The organism is Nannocystis exedens (assembly GCF_002343915.1).
Classification (GTDB): domain Bacteria; phylum Myxococcota_A; class Polyangia; order Nannocystales; family Nannocystaceae; genus Nannocystis; species Nannocystis exedens.
The window spans coordinates 6,807,893-6,824,609 of the sequence record NZ_NETK01000001.1 but is presented as its reverse complement, the minus strand read 5'-3'; the positions used below and the strand labels follow the sequence as shown (position 1 = coordinate 6,824,609).

Sequence of the window (16,717 nt, the reverse complement as noted above, 5' to 3'; positions counted from 1 at the left end):
CACGCGTGCAGGGCAGGGCAGCCGCGCCATGACACCCGCGCCATCGGGCCCGGCTCGACGACCCCGGTTCGCGTGCGTCGAAGCCCCTGCGCTCGCCACATGTCTCGGGAAACATGCAATGCCGTTCCGGTCACGGCCGCGCAGGCCGCGGGAGCGCGCGCCGGACGGCAGCGCAGGCTCGCTTCTCTCGGGACATGGACCGAGAGTCCTCCGCGCATCTGCTCGCGGCCATCCCTGTCCGTCGAACATCCGCCCTCGCGAGCGCCCGGGGCGCGCCGCGTTCACCTCCGCCATCCCTGTCTCTCGGGACATCCGCCTCCCTCGCCCCGGCGCGCACGCGTCGACTGGCGCGTCCGCAAGGGCGGCGACTCGCCTGGCTCTCGGGGCCTCTCGCCGCGTCCCGAGGCCCGGCGCCCACCATCTGTCCTCCCGGACATCCCTGGGCCCTCCCGGCGCGGCCGCGCCCCGCCCGGCGCCCGTCACCTGTCCTTCCGGACATCCGGCTTCGTCCTCTCGCACGCTCCTCACCTGTCCTCCCGGACATCCTCCCCGCGCCGCCGCTCCACCCGGCGCCCATCACCTGTCCTCCCGGACATCCGCCCCCTCGTCCTCCCCGCGCCGCCGCTCCGCCCGGCGCTCACCACCTGTCCTCCCGGACATCCGCCCCGCGTCCTCCCGCGCGGCCGCCCTCGCGCCGCGCATCGGTCCCGGCGCCCATCACCTGTCCTCCCGGACACCCCCCTCGCCCCCACCGCGCGGCCGGGGCCTCCGCGGCTGCGCCCGCTCCGCCCTCTGTCGCCGCGCGGCGCGTGCGGCCCGTCGCCTCGTTCCGGCCCGCCGGTTGCCCTTCCGCACGCCCCGGCCCGCCCCTGCGACCGGCGGCCGCGGTCTCCCCGCGCGGCGCGCTGCTACACTGCGCGCGTGACCGCAGCTCCGGCCCCGTGGCTCGTCGTGCGTCGTCTCGGCGGCCTCGTCCGCTTCAGCCACACCATCTTCGGCCTGCCGTTCGCGCTGGCCGCGGTCGCGCTCGCGCACCGGCACGCGCTCGCGCGCGGCGGCGCGGGCCTGGACCTCGGGCGCCTGGCGCTGATCGTCCTCGCCTTCACCGCCGCGCGCACCGCGGCCATGGGCTTCAACCGGATCGTCGACCGCCGGATCGACGCCGCCAACCCGCGCACCGCCATGCGCGAGCTGCCGGCCGGGCTGGTCTCGCTGCGGGCCGCGGTGCTGCTGACCGTCCTGTCGGCGGTCGCCTTCCTCGGGTTCGCCTGGCTCTTGGGACCTGTCCCCTTGTTGCTGGCCCCCGCCTGCCTGATCGTCGTCCTCGCCTACAGCCTTTTCAAACGATTCTCGTGGTCGGCGCACCTGGTGCTCGGGCTCGCCCTGGCCCTCGCGCCCGGCGGCGCGTGGGTGGCCGTCACCGGCGACCTCTCCGCGCCCGCCACCCCGCTGTGGCTGATGCTCGCCGTCGCCACCTGGGTCGCCGGCTTCGACATCCTCTACAGCCTGCAGGACGAGGCCTTCGACCGCGAGCAGCGGCTGCACTCGATCCCCGTCCGCTTCGGCACCGTCGGCGCCCTGGTGTTCAGCGCCCTCCTCCACGTCGGCACCGTGGCCGCGCTGGTGGTCGTCCATCTGCGCGAGGGCCTCGGCGCCGCGCATGCCGTCGGGGTGGCGCTGATCGCCGCGATCCTCGTCTACGAGCACGCGATCGTCCGCCCCGGCGACCTCAGCCGGGTCGACAAGGCCTTCTTCGACCTCAACGGCTACATCAGCATGGCCTACCTCGCCTGCGCGCTGGTCGCCACGCTGGTCTAGCGAGCCGCGCTCGCGCCTGTCCGCAAGGACATATCGCTGCGACCGCGGCCGGGTCGACTCATGGGCGCGGTCCGCATGGCCCTCGCGCCCGCGGTCGGCGTCGCACACCCCATCGATGCCCGGCCGGCTCGCCGTCGATCCCGGGCTCGCCCTCGCCCCGTCGCCCGTGCGACGCTCGGGGCATGAAGGAGCGTCGTCGCCACCGCGACGAGCTCCTCCGCGGCCTCGCCCGCCTCCGCCGCATGCTGCCGGCCGATCCGTGACCTCCACCGACATGTCCCTTCGGACATTGTATATATAGAAAGGCGCGAGGCAATCGTCGCATGTCCCGGAGGACATCTGCGACGATGCGCTCGCGCCCGATAGGTTGCTGCAAAAGGGGACGAGACGCGGCGAGCTCGCGGAGGGGTCCAGGTGTCGCGGGCTCGCCGCGCTCGTCGAAGTCGTCGGGCCGGCGCTCGCACGAGGCGGTCGCGAGGCCCGGTTCGTCCGCGATTACTCGCAGAAGAAGAAGCCGGCGTAGATGTCGCCGTCGCAGAACAGCGCGCCGCCGAGGTTGCACGCGGCCTGGCAGTGCGCCATCAGGCCGGCCTGGCAGGCCGCCATCTCGTGCAGGCTGCAGTCCTCGCCCAGCTCGACGAGGCAGGCCGCCTCGACCGCGACCGGGTCGCACTTCGCCAGGCACTCGGCGCCCACGGCCACCTCGCAGCCGACGTCCACGTCGAGGCCGGCGTCGAGGCAGATGTCGACGTCGAGGTCGACATCCACGCCCAGGTCGACGTCGAAGCACGCGTCGATGTCGAGGTCGATGTCGACGAGGCCGTCGAGCAGCCCGTCGAGCAGGCCGTCGAGGCCGCCGAGGCAGGTGTCGGCGCCGAGGAACACGCCGTCGCAGAACAGCGCGCCGCCGGCCTCGACCTCCGCCTCGCAGTGGGCGGTCATGTCGGCGACGCAGCCGAGGAACGCGTCGAGGCCACAATCGACCCCGAGCTTGGCGATGCACGCGGCTTCGACGCTGAGCGGATCGCAGTAAAGGCCTGCGTCGACGTCGGCGACGATCGCGCAATCCGCTCCGAGATCGACGTCGATGTCGAAGCAGGTGCCGAGGTCGAGGTCGAGCCCGACATCGATGTCGAGGTCGAGGTCGAGGTCGAGGTCGAGACCCAGCCCTCCCCAACCTCCTCCGCCACAGCCGTTCTCGCAGCCGTGAGCCTCGGCCTCGGGCGTCGTGTAGGCGACGCCGGCAGCGGTGGCGAACGAGAGCGCGACGAAGAACGAAGAGATGAAGCGAGACATGGTGAGCCTTCCTTTCACGACAGGAGCTTGTGAATCGCTGGTAGATGGGGGATCTACACGGCGAGGAGTCCATCGAATCGCCCGGGCCGATTCCCGCAGGCGACATTGACGAGCCAACCATGGTCGGCAGGTTGTACCGGGCAAGCGAAAAATCGGGGGTGAGCGGTTGCACTCGGGGCCCGCAGACCGCGTAGGCGCCGAGCTACAACCTCGCCAGCCCCGTCAGGAGCCCGAATTCGGCGAGATTGCGGGCACCGAGTGCAATGGGGAATGAGCCGGGCCGAGCCCGGTCGGACGGCCCCGACCTGCGGTAGCCGCGCGCCGAATCACGGCAGTTGTGCAATGATTGCAGGCGAATTGGTACGGCGAAAGACCGCGCGAACGAGCAATTCATCGCTCGCTCCGACTGTCTGTAGGCGAGGGTAGCCACGGGGTCGCCGCCGCGCCCGGTCCATCCTCGCTCCCGACCCCGCCGCAAGCATGAGCCCGCCCGCGGCGCCCGTCCGGACGCGAACGCGGCGCGACCCCGCCGATCGTCGACGCGGCGGGGCGGATGCAGGCGCAGCCCGGCAGGGCTCGCTTCGCCCGGCGCCCCTGCCGAGGGTTCGATCGCGGCGGACCGAACCGCTGGTGTCGACATTGCTCGCCGCCTCCGCGCGGCGCTACCGACACTTCTCCCCCCTCCGCGCCCGCTGTCCGCGAACTGGGCTGCGGGCATCCAAACGTCGTTTGAAACACGTTTCAGGCCGCCCGGGGCGTCCGGGGAGGGTGACGTCTGCCAGTGACTACGGCCCCGGGGCCCGGCTCGGCCCGGTGAGGAGAATGTCATCACCGCGTTATGTCTCTTTATTCCTATGGTCAATGCGTGGCGGACGGCGATCGCAGCACGTACTCGCGCTCGAGCGTCGCGCCGGCGCGGTCGATCGTCAGCGTCAAGCGGCCGCGGGTCAGCGCCGCCTCGGGGTCCCACCAGAAGTCCTGGGTCACCGGCGCGCCGTCGACGGCGACGACGCGGTCGCGCGTCCGCAGGTCGAGCCGTCGCATCACCTCGCTGCCGTGGCCGACCATCACCCGGAACGCGACGAGCTGGCCGTCCTCCTGGTCCGGCATGAACCAGCTCCCCTCGAGCAGCGCCTCCGGATCGAGCTCGCCCTTCAAGAAGGCCAGATCGATCTCGCAGCGGCTGTGGTCGTACGTGCAGCGCAGGCCCTCGGTCAGCGCCGGCGTGTGCGGGACGATCGTGCCGACCGAGAAGTCGAGGTAGCCGCGATCTCGCGGGCTGCGGCTGTCGAGCTCGCCGGGGCTCATCTGCCGCAGCGCCGCGGCGCCCGCGACGTCGCCGACGTACTCGAGCAGCGCCGCCTGCTGCCCGTGCAGCCAGCCGCGCCGCGACGGGTCGGGCTCGCCGCGCACGGCCGTGGCGAAGTCGTCGAGCGCCCCGCGCACCGCCTCGCACGCGGGCAGTGTGCCATCGGGCGCGACGCAGCTGCCCGCGGGCGCCGCGTGGCGCACGTGCGCCGCCGCGAAGATCGCGAGGTCCGCGGCCAGCCGCCGCCGCAGCCGGTGCTCCGCCGGCAACTTCGCCAGCGCCGCGCGCAGGCCGTCCCACGCGGCCACCCGCGCCTGATCGCTGTGCGGGCCGGCCTCGAGCAGCTCGGCCGTCGCCGCCCAGGCCCGCGCCGCGACGTCGGCGAACCCGGCGGCCGCGCTGGTCTCCGCGATCCCCCGCAGCAGCCGGAGCGTGCGCGTCCGCGCCGGGTCCTGCCGCTCGTGATGCACGATCCGCTCGCCCGTCCGCGGGTCGGTGTACGAGTACGTGTTCGACTCGTCCCCCGGGTCGTGGAAGCCGAGCAGCGCGCCGGCGAGCTCGAGCTCCGCATTGACGCGCGCGTCGCCCAGCAGGTACGCCGAACCGAGCGCCTCGAACCCCTTGCCCAGCTCGGGCACGAGCGCGGCGTGCAGCGCCCGCGGCGCGAAGCCGCCGGCCATCAGCAGGCGCGCCCGCCAGCTCGCGCGCCGCGTCGGCGCGAAGCCCTGGCTGGTGAGCGTGTTGTACAGCGACGACTGCTCGCAGTCGGCGACGTCGGGCAAAAACTCGTGGGCGTGGCCGACCAGCTTCGCGCTCTCGCGCACGCCCTCGCTCGCCACCGTGACCAGATCGTCGAGCGCGGTGAGCCGGTCGGCCAGGCACGTGTTCGTCCAGTTGAACTGGTCCTTCGTCGCCGACGGCTTCGCCGCCACCTCGCGCCAGCGCGCCGCGTAGGCGTCGAGCGCCACCACCAGCATGTCGACCTCCTCGCGCGCCTGCGCCTGCGCCCACTGCAGCGCCCGCGCCCGGTCGGCGTTCCACACCTCGTCGATGTCCTTGCCCGGGCGGTCGTTGTACTTGAAGGCCAGCGCCTCGGCGTCGGCGACCGGCGGGGTCGGCGGGCGATCCAGCATATATACATAGGTCCCAAAGGACATGACCGAAGCGACAGCCACGCCTGCGACCGCCAGCGCCGGCCGCCACGCCCTCGACGCGCTCGCGCGGCTCAGCGCGGCCAGCAGCGCGTCCATCGACGGGAAGCGCGCCGCCGGATCGATCTGCAGCCCGCGGGCCAGCACCGCCTGCACCGCCCGCGGCACCGGCCGCGCCGGCTTCGCCGTCTCCTTGCGCGCGAACGCCTCGCACAGCTGCGCCAGGCTGTCGCCGCGGTACGGCCGGTGCCCGTGCAGCGCCTCGAACAGCACCACGCAGAACGCGAACTGATCGCTGCGCGCCGTGGCGCCGAGGCCCATCACCTGTTCGGGGGCCATGTACGCCGGCGTGCCGAGCACCGCGCCGGTGCGCGTCATCGGCTCGGCCAGCGCGGCCGCGTGCTCGTCGACGGTGCGCTCGGCCTCGGCGAGCGCGTCCTCGCCGAGCCGGGCGAGGCCGAAGTCGGAGATCCGGATCCGCCCGCCGCCGACGAGGACGTTGGCCGGCTTGAAGTCGCGGTGCACGAGCCCCGCCGCGTGCGCCGCCGCCAGCCCGCGCCCGGCCTGCGCCAGCACCTCGACGACCTCCTGCCAGCGCCGCGGCGCCGCCTTGAGCCAGTCGCCGAGCGTGCCGCCGCCCTCGTACTCCATGGCGATCCACACCTGCCCCGCGTGGACCCCGGCGTCGAACACCGCGAGCACGTTCGGGTGCTGCAGCCGCGCCATCGCCTGCGCCTCGCGCAGCAGCCGCTGCTGCGCCAGCGGCCCGAGCTGCCCCGGGTGCAGCAGCTTGAGCGCGACCGTGCGGTCGAGCTGCGGGTCGCGGGCCGCGTAGACCACCCCCATCCCGCCGGCGCCGATCACCCGCAGCACCTGGAAGCGCCCGATCGTGCTCGGCTCGTGCGGCTCGTCGAACAACGACGCCGCGACCTGGCGGCGGATCTGCTCGAGCGGGTGCAGGAGGACGTTCTCGGGCGCGTGCAACGTGTCGGAGCTCGGGGTGAGGGCGGCGGCGGCGGCGGTCATGGGAAGGTCTTTCCCGCGACGTTCCACGAGGATGCCCATCGATCACGCCGGGTGACGATTTTTTTTTCGCCGCCCGCCGCCGGCCCGATTACCATCGCCCGGATGGAGGAGACCGACGAGGCGCTGGTGGCCGCGTGGCGAGACGGTGACAAGCGCGCCGGCAGCCGCCTGTTTTCCCGCCACTTCGAGCCGATCGCGCGCTTCTTCTACAGCAAGGTGCAGACCGGCGTGGAGGACCTCGTGCAGCGCACCTTCCTCGCCCTCGTCGAGCGCAGCGAGCACCTCCCGGCCGGCGTGCCGGTCCGCGCCTACCTGTTCGGGATCGCGCGCAACCTGCTGCTCCGCCGCTTCCGCGACCAGTACCGCGACGGCATCTTCGACGGCGACACCGTCTCGGTCGCCGACCTCGGCGAGTCGCCCAGCGCCCTGGTCGACCGCCGCGAGCACCTCCAGCTCCTCTACCACGCCCTGCGCTCGCTGCCGCTCGAGCTGCAGATCGTCGTCGAGCTGTTCTACTGGGAGAGCTACCCCGCCCCCGCCATCGCCGCCGCGCTCGAGCTGCCCGAGGGCACCGTCCGCACCCGCCTCCGCCGCGCCCGCCAGCTGCTCGGCGACCGCCTCCGCGCCCTCGCCCCCGCGCCCGGGCTCGCCGAGGCGACCCTCCACGACCTCGAGCGCTGGGCCCGCGAGCTCCGCGACCAGCTCGGCCGCGGCTGACTCGTGCTCGTTGGGACATGTCGCAGCGGACATGCCCGCGAGGGCATGCCCGCGAGGGCATGTCCCAACGAGCTACTCGCTGTCGGCCTTCTTGCGCGAGGCGGACGCGATCAGCGCGTAGAACAGCGGGGTGGCGAAGATCGCCAGCACCGTCGCCGCGACCATCCCGCCGAACACGCCGGTGCCGATCGCCCGCTGGCTGTTCGAGCTCGCGCCGGTGGCGATCGCCAGCGGCACCACGCCGAGGATGAACGCGAGCGAGGTCATGACGATCGGGCGGAAGCGCAGCCGGCAGGCCTCGACCGCCGCGGCGCGGACCGAGCGGCCCTCGGCGACCAGCTCCTTGGCGACCTCGATGATGAGGATCGCGTTCTTCGCGGTCAGGCCGATGATCGTGATGAGGCCGACCTTGAAGTAGACGTCGTTGGGCAGCTCGCGCCACGAGATGGCGAGGACCGAGCCGAGCACGCCGGTGGGGATGACGAGCAGCACCGCCAGCGGGATCGACCAGCTCTCGTAGAGCGCGGCGAGGCAGAGGAACACGCACACCAGCGACAGCGCCAGCAGGTAGATCGCCTGGCTGCCCGACAGCTTCTCCTGCAGCGACTGGCCGGTCCACGCGTGGTCGAAGCCCTCCGGCAGCTCGGCCGCGAGGCGCTCCATCTCGGCCATCGCGTCGCCGCTGGCGCGCCCGGCCGCCGCGTTGCCGCTGAACTTGATGCTCTGGTAGCCGTTGTAGCTGACCACCTGCGACGGCCCCATCGTCCACGCGACCTCGGCGAACGCGCGCATCGGCACCATCTTGCCCGCGTTGTTGCGGACGAACAGGTCGAGCAGGTCCTCGGCCTTCATCCGCCGGGCCGCGTCCGCCTGGACGATGACCCGCTGCATCCGCGACTGGTTGGGGAAGTCGTTGACGTAGGCCGAGCCCAGGCTGGTCGACAGCGTCTGGTTGATCGCCGCGAACCCGACCCCGAGCGCGTTCGCCTTGTCGCGGTCGACCCGCAGCTCGATCTGCGGCGCCGTCGGCAGGCCCTCGACGTACACGTTCTCGAGCACCGGGCTCTGCGAGGCCGCCGCGAGCAGCTGGTCGCGGGCCGCCGCCAGGGCCGCCTGACCGCGCTGGGCCTTGTCCTGCAGGCGGAAGCTGAACCCGCTCGAGTTGCCGAGCGACTCGATCGCCGGCGGCGCGAGGGCGAACGCGATCGCGTCGGGGATCCCCGACAGCGCCGCGTTGGCCCGCCCGCCCACGGCGTCGGCCGAGTCCTCCGGCCCGCGCTGCGCCCAGTCGTCGAGCATGATGAACGCGAGCGCCGCGTTCTGCCCCTGGCCCGAGAACCCGAACCCGGCGATCGTGGCCACGCTGGCCACCGCCGCCTCGCTGGCGAAGTGCGCCTCGATGCGCCGGATCACGTCGAGGGTGCGCTCCTGCGACGCCTCCGGCGGGGTCTGGACGTCGACGATGAGATAGCCCTGGTCCTCGGTCGGCAGGAAGCTCGTCGGCAGCCGCTGGTAGCTCCACGCCAGCCCGGCGAGCAGGGCCACGTAGATCGCCAGGAAGCGCGCCGGCCGGCGCAGCACCCCGCCGACGCCGTTGCGGTAGCGCAGCGTCACCGCCTCGAAGCCGCGGTTGAACCACGCGAACGGCCCGCGGCGGGCGCGGCCGTGCCCGTCGGCGTGCCGCCGCAGCAGCGTGCCGCACAGCGCCGGCGTCAGCGACAGGGCGAGGAACGCCGAGAACGCGATCGACGTCGCCATCGACACCGCGAACTGGCGGTAGATCACCCCGACCGAGCCCGGGAAGAACGCCATCGGCAGGAACACCGCGATCAGCACCACCGTGATGCCGATGATCGCCCCGGTGATCTGGCCCATCGCCTTGCGCGTCGCCGCCTTCGGCGCCAGGCCCTCCTCGGCCATGATGCGCTCGACGTTCTCGACCACGACGATCGCGTCGTCGACGAGGATGCCGATCGCCAGCACCATGCCGAACATGGTCAGCACGTTGATCGAGAACCCGGCCAGCAGCAGCGCCGCGCAGGTCCCGAGCAGCGCGACCGGCACCACGATCGCGGGGATGATCGTGTAGCGGAAGTCCTGCAGGAACAGGAACATCACCGCGAACACCAGCGCCATCGCCTCGAGCAACGTGGCGACGACCTGGCGGATCGAGACCTCGACGAACGGCGTCGTGTCGTAGGGGACCAAGATCTCCACGTTCGGCGGCATCGTCCGCATCAGCTCGGCGATCTTCTGGTGGACGCCGGTCGCGGTGGCCAGCGCGTTGCCGCCGGGCGCGAGCTGGATGCCGATGCCGGCCGCGGGTCGCCCGTCGAGGCGCGCCTGGAACAGATAGCTCTGGCCGCCGAGCTCGACGTCGGCGACGTCGCGCAGGCGCACCAGCGAACCGTCGACATTGGCGCGCAGGACGATCTGCTCGAACTCCTGCACGGTGCCGAGCTGGCCCTTGACGAGCACGTTGGCGGCGATCCGCTGGCCGTCGACCGACGGCGGCGCGCCGACGATGCCGGACGCGATCTGGGCGTTCTGACTCTCGATCGCGGCGGTGACGTCGCCGGCGGTGAGGCCGTAGCCGACCAAGCGGGCCGGATCGATCCACACCCGCAGCGCCTTCTCGGTCGAGAACAGGGTCGCGCGACCGACCCCGGGCACCCGCCGCAGCTCGCCGAGGATCCGCCGGGCCGCCAGGTCACCGAGCTCGATCTCCGTCATGCTGCCGTCGGTCGCCCGCACCGTGACGAACTGCATGATCGCGGTCGTCGCCTCCTCGATCTGCACGCCCTGCTGCGCCACCACCCGGGGCAGCCGCGCCTCGACCCGCTTCAGCCGGTTCTGCACCGCCACCGTCGCCTTCGCCGGGTCGTAGCCGGGCGCGAACGACACCATGATCTGCGCCGTCCCCGAGGCGTCGCTGGTCGACTCGAAGTACATCACCCCCGGGATGCCGTTGAGCTCCTCCTCGAGGATGCGCGTGACGCCCTCGTAGAGCCGCTCCGGCGGCGCGCCCGGGTAATTCGCGGTCACCGAGACCGTCACCGGCGCCACGCTCGGGTACTGCGAGACCGGCAGGTAGACCAGCGAGATCGCGCCCGCCAGCATGATGAACAGCGAGATGGCCCAGGCGAAGATCGGGCGATCGATGAAGAAGGAGATCATGACGGTGCCCCCTCGGGCAAAATGGACAGGTCAGCGCTGCGCGGTGGCCGACGCGGGCGACGGCGGGGCCCAGGGCATCGGCGTCACGCTGGCGCCCGGGCGGATCTTCTGGAACCCCTCGACGACGACGGTCTCGCCGGCGGAGAGCCCCTCCTCGACGATCCAGCCGCGCGCGGTGAGCGGGCCGGTGCGCAGTGGTCTGAGCGCGATCTTGCCGGCGTCGTCGACGACGAAGGCTTGGGCCTCGCCGGCGCTGCTGCGCTGGATCGCCTGCGGCGGCACCACGATCGCCTCGACGTCGCGCCCGCGGGCCAGCCGCACGCGCACGTAGGTGCCGGGCAGCAGGGCGCCGTCCGGGTTGGGGAACGAGGCCCGCGTGGTCACCTGGGCGGTGCCCGGGTCGACGCTGACATCGGTGAACAAGAGCTGCCCGACCTCGCCGTACACGCTGCCGTCGGCGCGCACGAGCTCGACCTTGGCGGCGCCGTCGCGCTCGCTGGGGTCGAGGTCGTCGACCGGCTGCACGAAGTCGACGTAGATCGGATCGATCTGGTGAATGGTGGCGAGGTGCGTGGCCGCGATCTCGTTGACGAGCGCGCCCTCGGTCACCAGGGCGCGACCGATCCGCCCGCTGATCGGCGCCCGCACCGTGGCGTGGTCGAGGTCGACCCGCGCGCGGGCCAGTCGCGCCCGCGCCGACGCCACGTCCGCCTCGGCCTGCTTGAGCGCCGCGTCGGCGACGTCGTGCTGGGCCGTGCTGACCGTCTGCCGCTCGAGCAGCGTCTGCGTGCGGTTCGCGTGGCGCAGCGCCTGGTCGCGCGTCGCCTCCGCCCGCACGAGCGCCGCCGTCTGGGCGTCGCGCTCCGCCCGGTAGACCGTCGGCTCGAGGCGGAACAGCACGTCGCCCTTTTTCACGTAGCTGCCCTCCTCGAACACGCGCTCGAGGACGATGCCGGAGACCCGCGCGCGCACCTCGGCGACGCGTGAGGATGCGACCCGCCCCGGCAGCTCGCGCACGCGCGGCACCGCCTCGGTCGCGACGACCACGGTCGCCACCTCCGTGGCGGGCGGCTCACCCGCGGGGGCCGCGTCGGCCGTCGGCTGCTCGCACGCGACGAGCAAGGCGAGCAGCACCAGGGAATGGACGAACGAGGAGAAAGAGCACGGTTGCATGATTTCGAAACCCGTCGCATTCGCACCTCTTCGCGCGGACGACGTCCGGGTCGGAGGCGCAGCGCGCATTGGTAGAAATGTGGGACGATCGCAGATGCCGTGGAGCGACGCAGGCTCCGCCTTTACCGCTTTCGGGTCAGGTCGATCATTTGCGAGAACAATGCCTGGCGGTCGATCGGGGGTTCACTGTCCGGCGCCATCAGGTCCTCCAGCCACACCCCGTCCGCCGCGTAGCGTACGAGCTGCAGCTCCGGCGCTCCGTCGGTGTCGCGGTGCCGCTGCAGCCGCGCGCTGTACCAGTCGCGCCACGCCTGCCGCAGCGCCGGGTCGACCAGCGTCGAGACCGAGAGCGCCGCGCACGGACACGGCCCCGTCTGTCCGACGCGCAGCGTGCTGCGGACATATGCCCGCGTGAACCGTCCGTACGCGACCGGGTCCGCGGCCATCGACGCGTCGATCTCGGCGTCGAGGCTCCGCAGCTTCTCGGCGAACAGCGCCTCGGTCAGCTTCTGCTTGCTGGCGAAATGATGCAGCAGCCCGCCCTTGGTCACCCCCGCCGCGTCGGCCACCGCCTGCACGGTGAGGTTGGCCAGCCCGCGGTCGACCAAAATCTGTGCAGCGCAATCGAGCAACTTTTGTCGCACGACGTCCGGCTCCTTCTTGCGCTGATTGGCGAGCGACACGGGCCGCGAAACATACCGGCTGGTCGGTATCTTCGCAAGCGAACTCGCGCTCGGCGCCGCTGCTCGTCCGGCAGGTTTATGCACGAGTACCGCCTACCAGACAACGTTCGGCGATCTCACGCCCGTTCGCTGCTTTCCTGCCGCGGCGAGCGCGCTCGACCCTTGACGTGCGCGAGAACGCGCAATCGAACCGAGCATCTCGACATCCGTACGACCGCGAAATCCCACTCGCGGGCCGTCGCTCGTACCAACTTTTTGATGACACCCCGCGGCGACTCTCACTCCGGGGACTCCGCCACGAATGAGTACAGCGTCGATCGGGCTAGAGGTTGACGATCCGCTGCCCGTCCTTCGCCCCGAGCAGGCGCTTCGCGGCGCATTGGTGCCACTCGTCGTCGGCGCGCAGCGGCTCGAAGTCGACGGCGACCAGCCGTCCGCCGCGGATCTCGAGCGCCACCATGCCCGACGGTGCGCCCGGGCAGCGCCGCAGCTGCTCGACCAGCGTGGTCCGCCGGCGGGTCGACGGCGGCGGCGCGGGGCTCGGTGCCGGCGTCGCGTCCGGCACGGTCACGATCACCGGCGACGGCGCGGGGCTCGGCGCCGGCGCTTCGTCGACTCGCAGCTCGGCCGGCGCTGCCGGTACCTGCCAGCCGAGCGACCAGCCCAGCGCGAGCACCAACGACCCGCCGAGCGCGAGCAACAGCACCACCGGCGCCCACCGCAGCAGGCTCCGACGCGGCCGCGCCGGCTTCGCGGGCGGCGGCGCGGCGGCCATCCGCGGCGACGATTCGCCGGCCTCGCGGCGCTCGTCGGCCGCGGGCGGCCGCGCCGTCGCCACCTCCGGCAACGGCTTCGACGGCACCAGCACGCGCCGCAGCTCGCGGGCGAACGCCTGCGCGGAGCTCGGTCGCTGCGACGGGTCGGACCCGAGGGCGCGCAGCAGCAGTTGCTCGAGCTCGGGCGGCACGCGCGTGCCGAGCTGGGACAGCGGGATCGGCGGCGAGCCGAGCGCGATCTCGTCTTGCTGTTGCTGCGCCGTGTGACCGACCCAGGGGATCCGCCCCGTGATCAGCTTGTAGAGCGTCACCCCGAGCGCGAACACCTCGGAGGCCTCGGTGAACGGCGAGGTCTCGATCCGCTTCTGCTTCACCTGCGCATAGACCTCGGGCGCGCAGTAGCCGGGGGTGTGGGCGATCCACGCCGTGGGCTCCGCCAGCTGCGACACGATCGGGGCCGCCAGCGGCCGCTGGCGTACCAGCCCGAGGTCGATGAGCACGACCCGCTCGTCGTCCTCGCCGCCACCCAACACCATGAAGTTGTCGGGCTTGATGTCGCGGTGAAACCACCCGGCCGCGTGCAGGCTCGCCACCGCGTCGGCCGCCTTCGCCATCAAGTCGACCGCCCGCCGCCAGTACATCGGCCGCCCGTCGGCGAGCACCTGCAGGCTCTTGCCCTCGAGCCACTCCATCACCAGGTACTCGACCTTCGCCTCGAGGCGGAAGTCGAGCACGCGCACCACGTGAGGGTCGCGCAGGCGGAACCCGAGGATCGCCTCGGTCTTGAAGTGGGCGAAGCAATAGTCGTCGTTGCGGGCGACGGCCTCGGGGTCGCCGTCGAGCCCGACCGCGCGGCGCACCTTGACCGCCACCGGCGTCTCGAGCTCCTCGTGCCAGCCCTCGTACAGGTCGGCGAAGCCCCCGGCGGCGACGTGCCGCTTGATCCGGTAGACGCCACCCAAGGTGCGTCCCACGAGCGCCTTCGGATCGGGCCTGACCATGGCGTCTCATAGCACGATCGCAGGTCTGCGGTATACGAGGGCGTGCAGGGACCGCCGGCGAGACGATGTACACGCACATGTTTCCCCGGCGCTGCAAGTTCTTGGTATACGAGGGAAGACCAGGGCCCACGACGGTAAGACGATGTACACGCACATGTTGCTCTTCACGCTGGTCGGGGCGCCTGACACCTGTCCCGAAGTTTTAGTGCCCGCCTGCACCGAATACGCTGCCGGTCGCCGGCTCGAGGCCGCCGAGCTCGCCGCACCGATCGCAGGTGACGCGTCCGTCGCGCCGGACAATCGCCGCCTCGCGGCCGCCCTCGCCGCGGGCGCGTGGATCGACGAGGGCTCGCCGGAGGCGAGGTGCAGGGCCCGGGCGCTGCTCGAAGCGTACTTCGCCGACCCGGCCCTGAAGCGCTCGGCGGCGCTCGAGCGCCGCCGCCGCGAGGTCGAGGCCGACAAGTGTGAAAAGTCCGGCCCGCCGGACGACACGTCCGCGCCGCCCGCGGCGTCCCCCCCGCCCGCGCCGGCGCCCGAGCCCGAGCCGCCGCCGGCGAAGAATCCGCCGCGCTCGCAGCCGGTCCCCGACCGCTCCAACAAGGAGCGCCTCACCACCGGCAGGGCGCTGCTCGGCACCGGCGTCGGCCTCGGGGCGGTCGCGATCGGCACGATCGCGGTGTCGGGCTACTACCTCGGCGAGGCGCAGGCGATCACGACGAGGGCGGTCGTCGAGCACCGCCTGATGACCTTCGCGGAGAAGGAGGAGTTCCAGCGGGTGTTCGGGATCGCCGACCAGACGCGGTGGGTCGCGCTGGGCTTCGGGGTCGCCGGCGCGGTGACGCTGGCCGCTGCGATCCCGCTGTACGTGTCGGCGAAGCGGCGGGCCCGAGTGAGCCCGTACGTGCGCGGCGGAGCCGCCGGTGTCATCTTCAGCGGGGCGTTCTGACCGGAGCGCCGCGGACATGTCCCGAAGTACACTCGTGCTCCCGCTCGCCGTCGCCGCCTGCTTCGCGGAGACGTGGGCCGACGGCTCGGCGCGGTTCCCCGCCGAGACCGACACCGACGCGGGCACTTCGGCCGCGACGAGCAGCGGCGCGAGCGAGGCCCCGGGCGACTCGTTCCAGACGGTGACGAGCGACACGCCCACCGGCAGCAGCGGCCCCAGCGAGACCGCGACCACGTTCGAGGGCCCCGCCAACGAGCCGCCCGAGATCGTCAGCTTCACCGTCGAGCCCGACACGCTGCACGAGGCAGGCACGGCCGAGGCGCACGCCGTCGTCAGCGCGGACGTGGTGTCGCTGGAGCTGCACGTCGACGGCCAACCGGTGTGGTCCGGACCGCCGGCCGAGTTCGCGTGGTCCTTCGCGGCGACCTCGAAGGCCGCGTCCGAGGGCACGTACACGCTCGAGCTCGTCGTCCGCGACCGCGAGGGCCTCACCGCCAGCGCGACCGCGATGCTGTGGGTCACGTTGCCCGAGACCGGGGCCGAGAAGTGCGTGTTCACCGAGGACGTCCTCGCCAGCAGGTTGACCGCCACGGTCTACGCCGACGACGCGCTGATCGTCGTCGGCTCGCTGTCGAACCCCTCGCGCGAGGCCACGGTCTGGCGACTCGACCCCGACTCGTGCCAGCCCCAGGCGGGCTACCCGTGGAAGCTCTCGCAGTGGAGCGCGCTCAAGGTGCAAGGCACTTCGGAGGCCGTCGGCCTGGCGATCGACGGCGAAGGCCGCATGGCGATCGCCGCGAACATCGGCGAGGGCCTCGTACGCCAGCCCTACCTCGCGGTGCTCTCGCCCGAGGGCGCGCTCGAATGGGAACACCTCGGCCCGATGGGGCAGACGTACAGCGGCATCACGGCCGCGCCCGACCGCTTCTTCGTGGTCGGCGAGCAGCTACAGATCGTCGACGGCAAGGCGCCGCGCGACGGCCTCGTCGAGAGCTTCGACGCAGAAGGCAAGAAGGTCTGGTGGGACATCCTCGCCGCGCCGCTGCCAGGGGATAACTTCCCTGGCGACCCCAAAACCCTCGACGAACATCCGCGCGCAGTCACGTGGCAAGAAGAGAGTCAAACGCTGCTCCTCGTCGGCGAACGTCTGGTGTCAGAAGACATAGTTTTCAACTGGACGCGGGCTTTCTCTGCGCGTTACACTGGGAATGGCGCACTCGTCGGCGCCTGGACCTCGAGCGGCCTCGACGGCGACGAGGACGGTCTCCTGGCGATCGCCGATTGCGGCGGATTCCCGCTGGCTGCCGGCTGGGTGGGCTCCGGTCCGAACAGCCGAAGCCCGGCCACGCGTTGGCTCGATCCGCTCGGCAATGGCGACAAGCGCCGACTCGACAACCTGCTCCACGCATCGATGCAGGCCGTGGCCTGCGATCGTGAGCAGAAGGTCGCGGGCGTCGCTACGACCATCGACAGCACCTACGTCGTCGGCTTCAAAGGCAGCGACGATCCATTCCTGTTCAAGCACTTGTTTCCGCAGGCCACATTGACAGCCGTCGATTGTGATTCCCGTGGTTTCTGCGCGACAGCTGGCCTCCTGGGCAACCACGCGTGGGTGCGCGTGCATCACCCGTGAATCGCCCAATG

The 16,717-nt window shown here is 72.1% G+C and carries 10 protein-coding genes; 4 read left to right on the top strand and 6 right to left on the bottom strand.

The features are described 5' to 3' along the window. Positions 1 to 921 precede the first annotated feature (921 nt). Positions 922 to 1,818 (top strand): UbiA-like polyprenyltransferase, encoded by an 897-nt coding sequence (locus NAEX_RS52245; protein ID WP_211302480.1) that lies wholly within the window; start codon positions 922 to 924, stop codon positions 1,816 to 1,818. Positions 1,819 to 2,313: 495 nt separating this feature from the next. Here the strand turns inward: NAEX_RS52245 and NAEX_RS50740 are convergent, their stop codons facing one another. Then, positions 2,314 to 3,114, bottom strand: coding sequence for a hypothetical protein (locus tag NAEX_RS50740; RefSeq protein WP_096330327.1), 801 nt, complete (start codon positions 3,112 to 3,114; stop codon positions 2,314 to 2,316). A gap of 858 nt (positions 3,115 to 3,972) precedes the next feature. Continuing rightward, positions 3,973 to 6,600, bottom strand: coding sequence for a serine/threonine-protein kinase (locus tag NAEX_RS26810; RefSeq protein ID WP_170136031.1), 2,628 nt, complete (start codon positions 6,598 to 6,600; stop codon positions 3,973 to 3,975). A 102-nt stretch (positions 6,601 to 6,702) separates the two neighbouring features. On the opposite strand from NAEX_RS26810, the gene NAEX_RS26805 reads away from it, so the two are divergent. Then, on the top strand, positions 6,703 to 7,317 hold the full coding sequence (locus NAEX_RS26805) for an RNA polymerase sigma factor (RefSeq protein ID WP_096330325.1): 615 nt from the start codon (positions 6,703 to 6,705) through the stop codon (positions 7,315 to 7,317). Between the two features lie 72 nt (positions 7,318 to 7,389). On the opposite strand, the gene NAEX_RS26800 is transcribed toward NAEX_RS26805, so the two are convergent. The 4 genes from NAEX_RS26800 to NAEX_RS26785 all read right to left on the bottom strand — a co-directional run bounded on the left by NAEX_RS26800 (position 7,390) and on the right by NAEX_RS26785 (position 14,100). Continuing rightward, entirely contained in the window at positions 7,390 to 10,494 is a 3,105-nt protein-coding gene (locus NAEX_RS26800; RefSeq protein WP_096330324.1) for an efflux RND transporter permease subunit, read from the bottom strand. A 30-nt stretch (positions 10,495 to 10,524) separates the two neighbouring features. Next, the gene (locus NAEX_RS26795) at positions 10,525 to 11,667 is read right to left on the bottom strand and encodes an efflux RND transporter periplasmic adaptor subunit (RefSeq protein WP_096330323.1); all 1,143 of its coding nucleotides are present in this window, start codon (positions 11,665 to 11,667) and stop codon (positions 10,525 to 10,527) included. Between the two features lie 122 nt (positions 11,668 to 11,789). Then, entirely contained in the window at positions 11,790 to 12,350 is a 561-nt protein-coding gene (locus NAEX_RS26790; protein WP_096330322.1) for a TetR/AcrR family transcriptional regulator, read from the bottom strand. A gap of 322 nt (positions 12,351 to 12,672) precedes the next feature. Next, on the bottom strand, positions 12,673 to 14,100 hold the full coding sequence (locus NAEX_RS26785) for a serine/threonine-protein kinase (protein WP_170136030.1): 1,428 nt from the start codon (positions 14,098 to 14,100) through the stop codon (positions 12,673 to 12,675). 181 nt (positions 14,101 to 14,281) lie between these two features. On the opposite strand from NAEX_RS26785, the gene NAEX_RS26780 reads away from it, so the two are divergent. Both NAEX_RS26780 and NAEX_RS26775 read left to right on the top strand, forming a co-directional pair. Further along, on the top strand, positions 14,282 to 15,073 hold the full coding sequence (locus NAEX_RS26780) for a hypothetical protein (RefSeq protein ID WP_143140321.1): 792 nt from the start codon (positions 14,282 to 14,284) through the stop codon (positions 15,071 to 15,073). A gap of 16 nt (positions 15,074 to 15,089) precedes the next feature. After that, positions 15,090 to 16,706 (top strand): Ig-like domain-containing protein, encoded by a 1,617-nt coding sequence (locus tag NAEX_RS26775; protein WP_143140320.1) that lies wholly within the window; start codon positions 15,090 to 15,092, stop codon positions 16,704 to 16,706. Positions 16,707 to 16,717 lie beyond the last annotated feature (11 nt).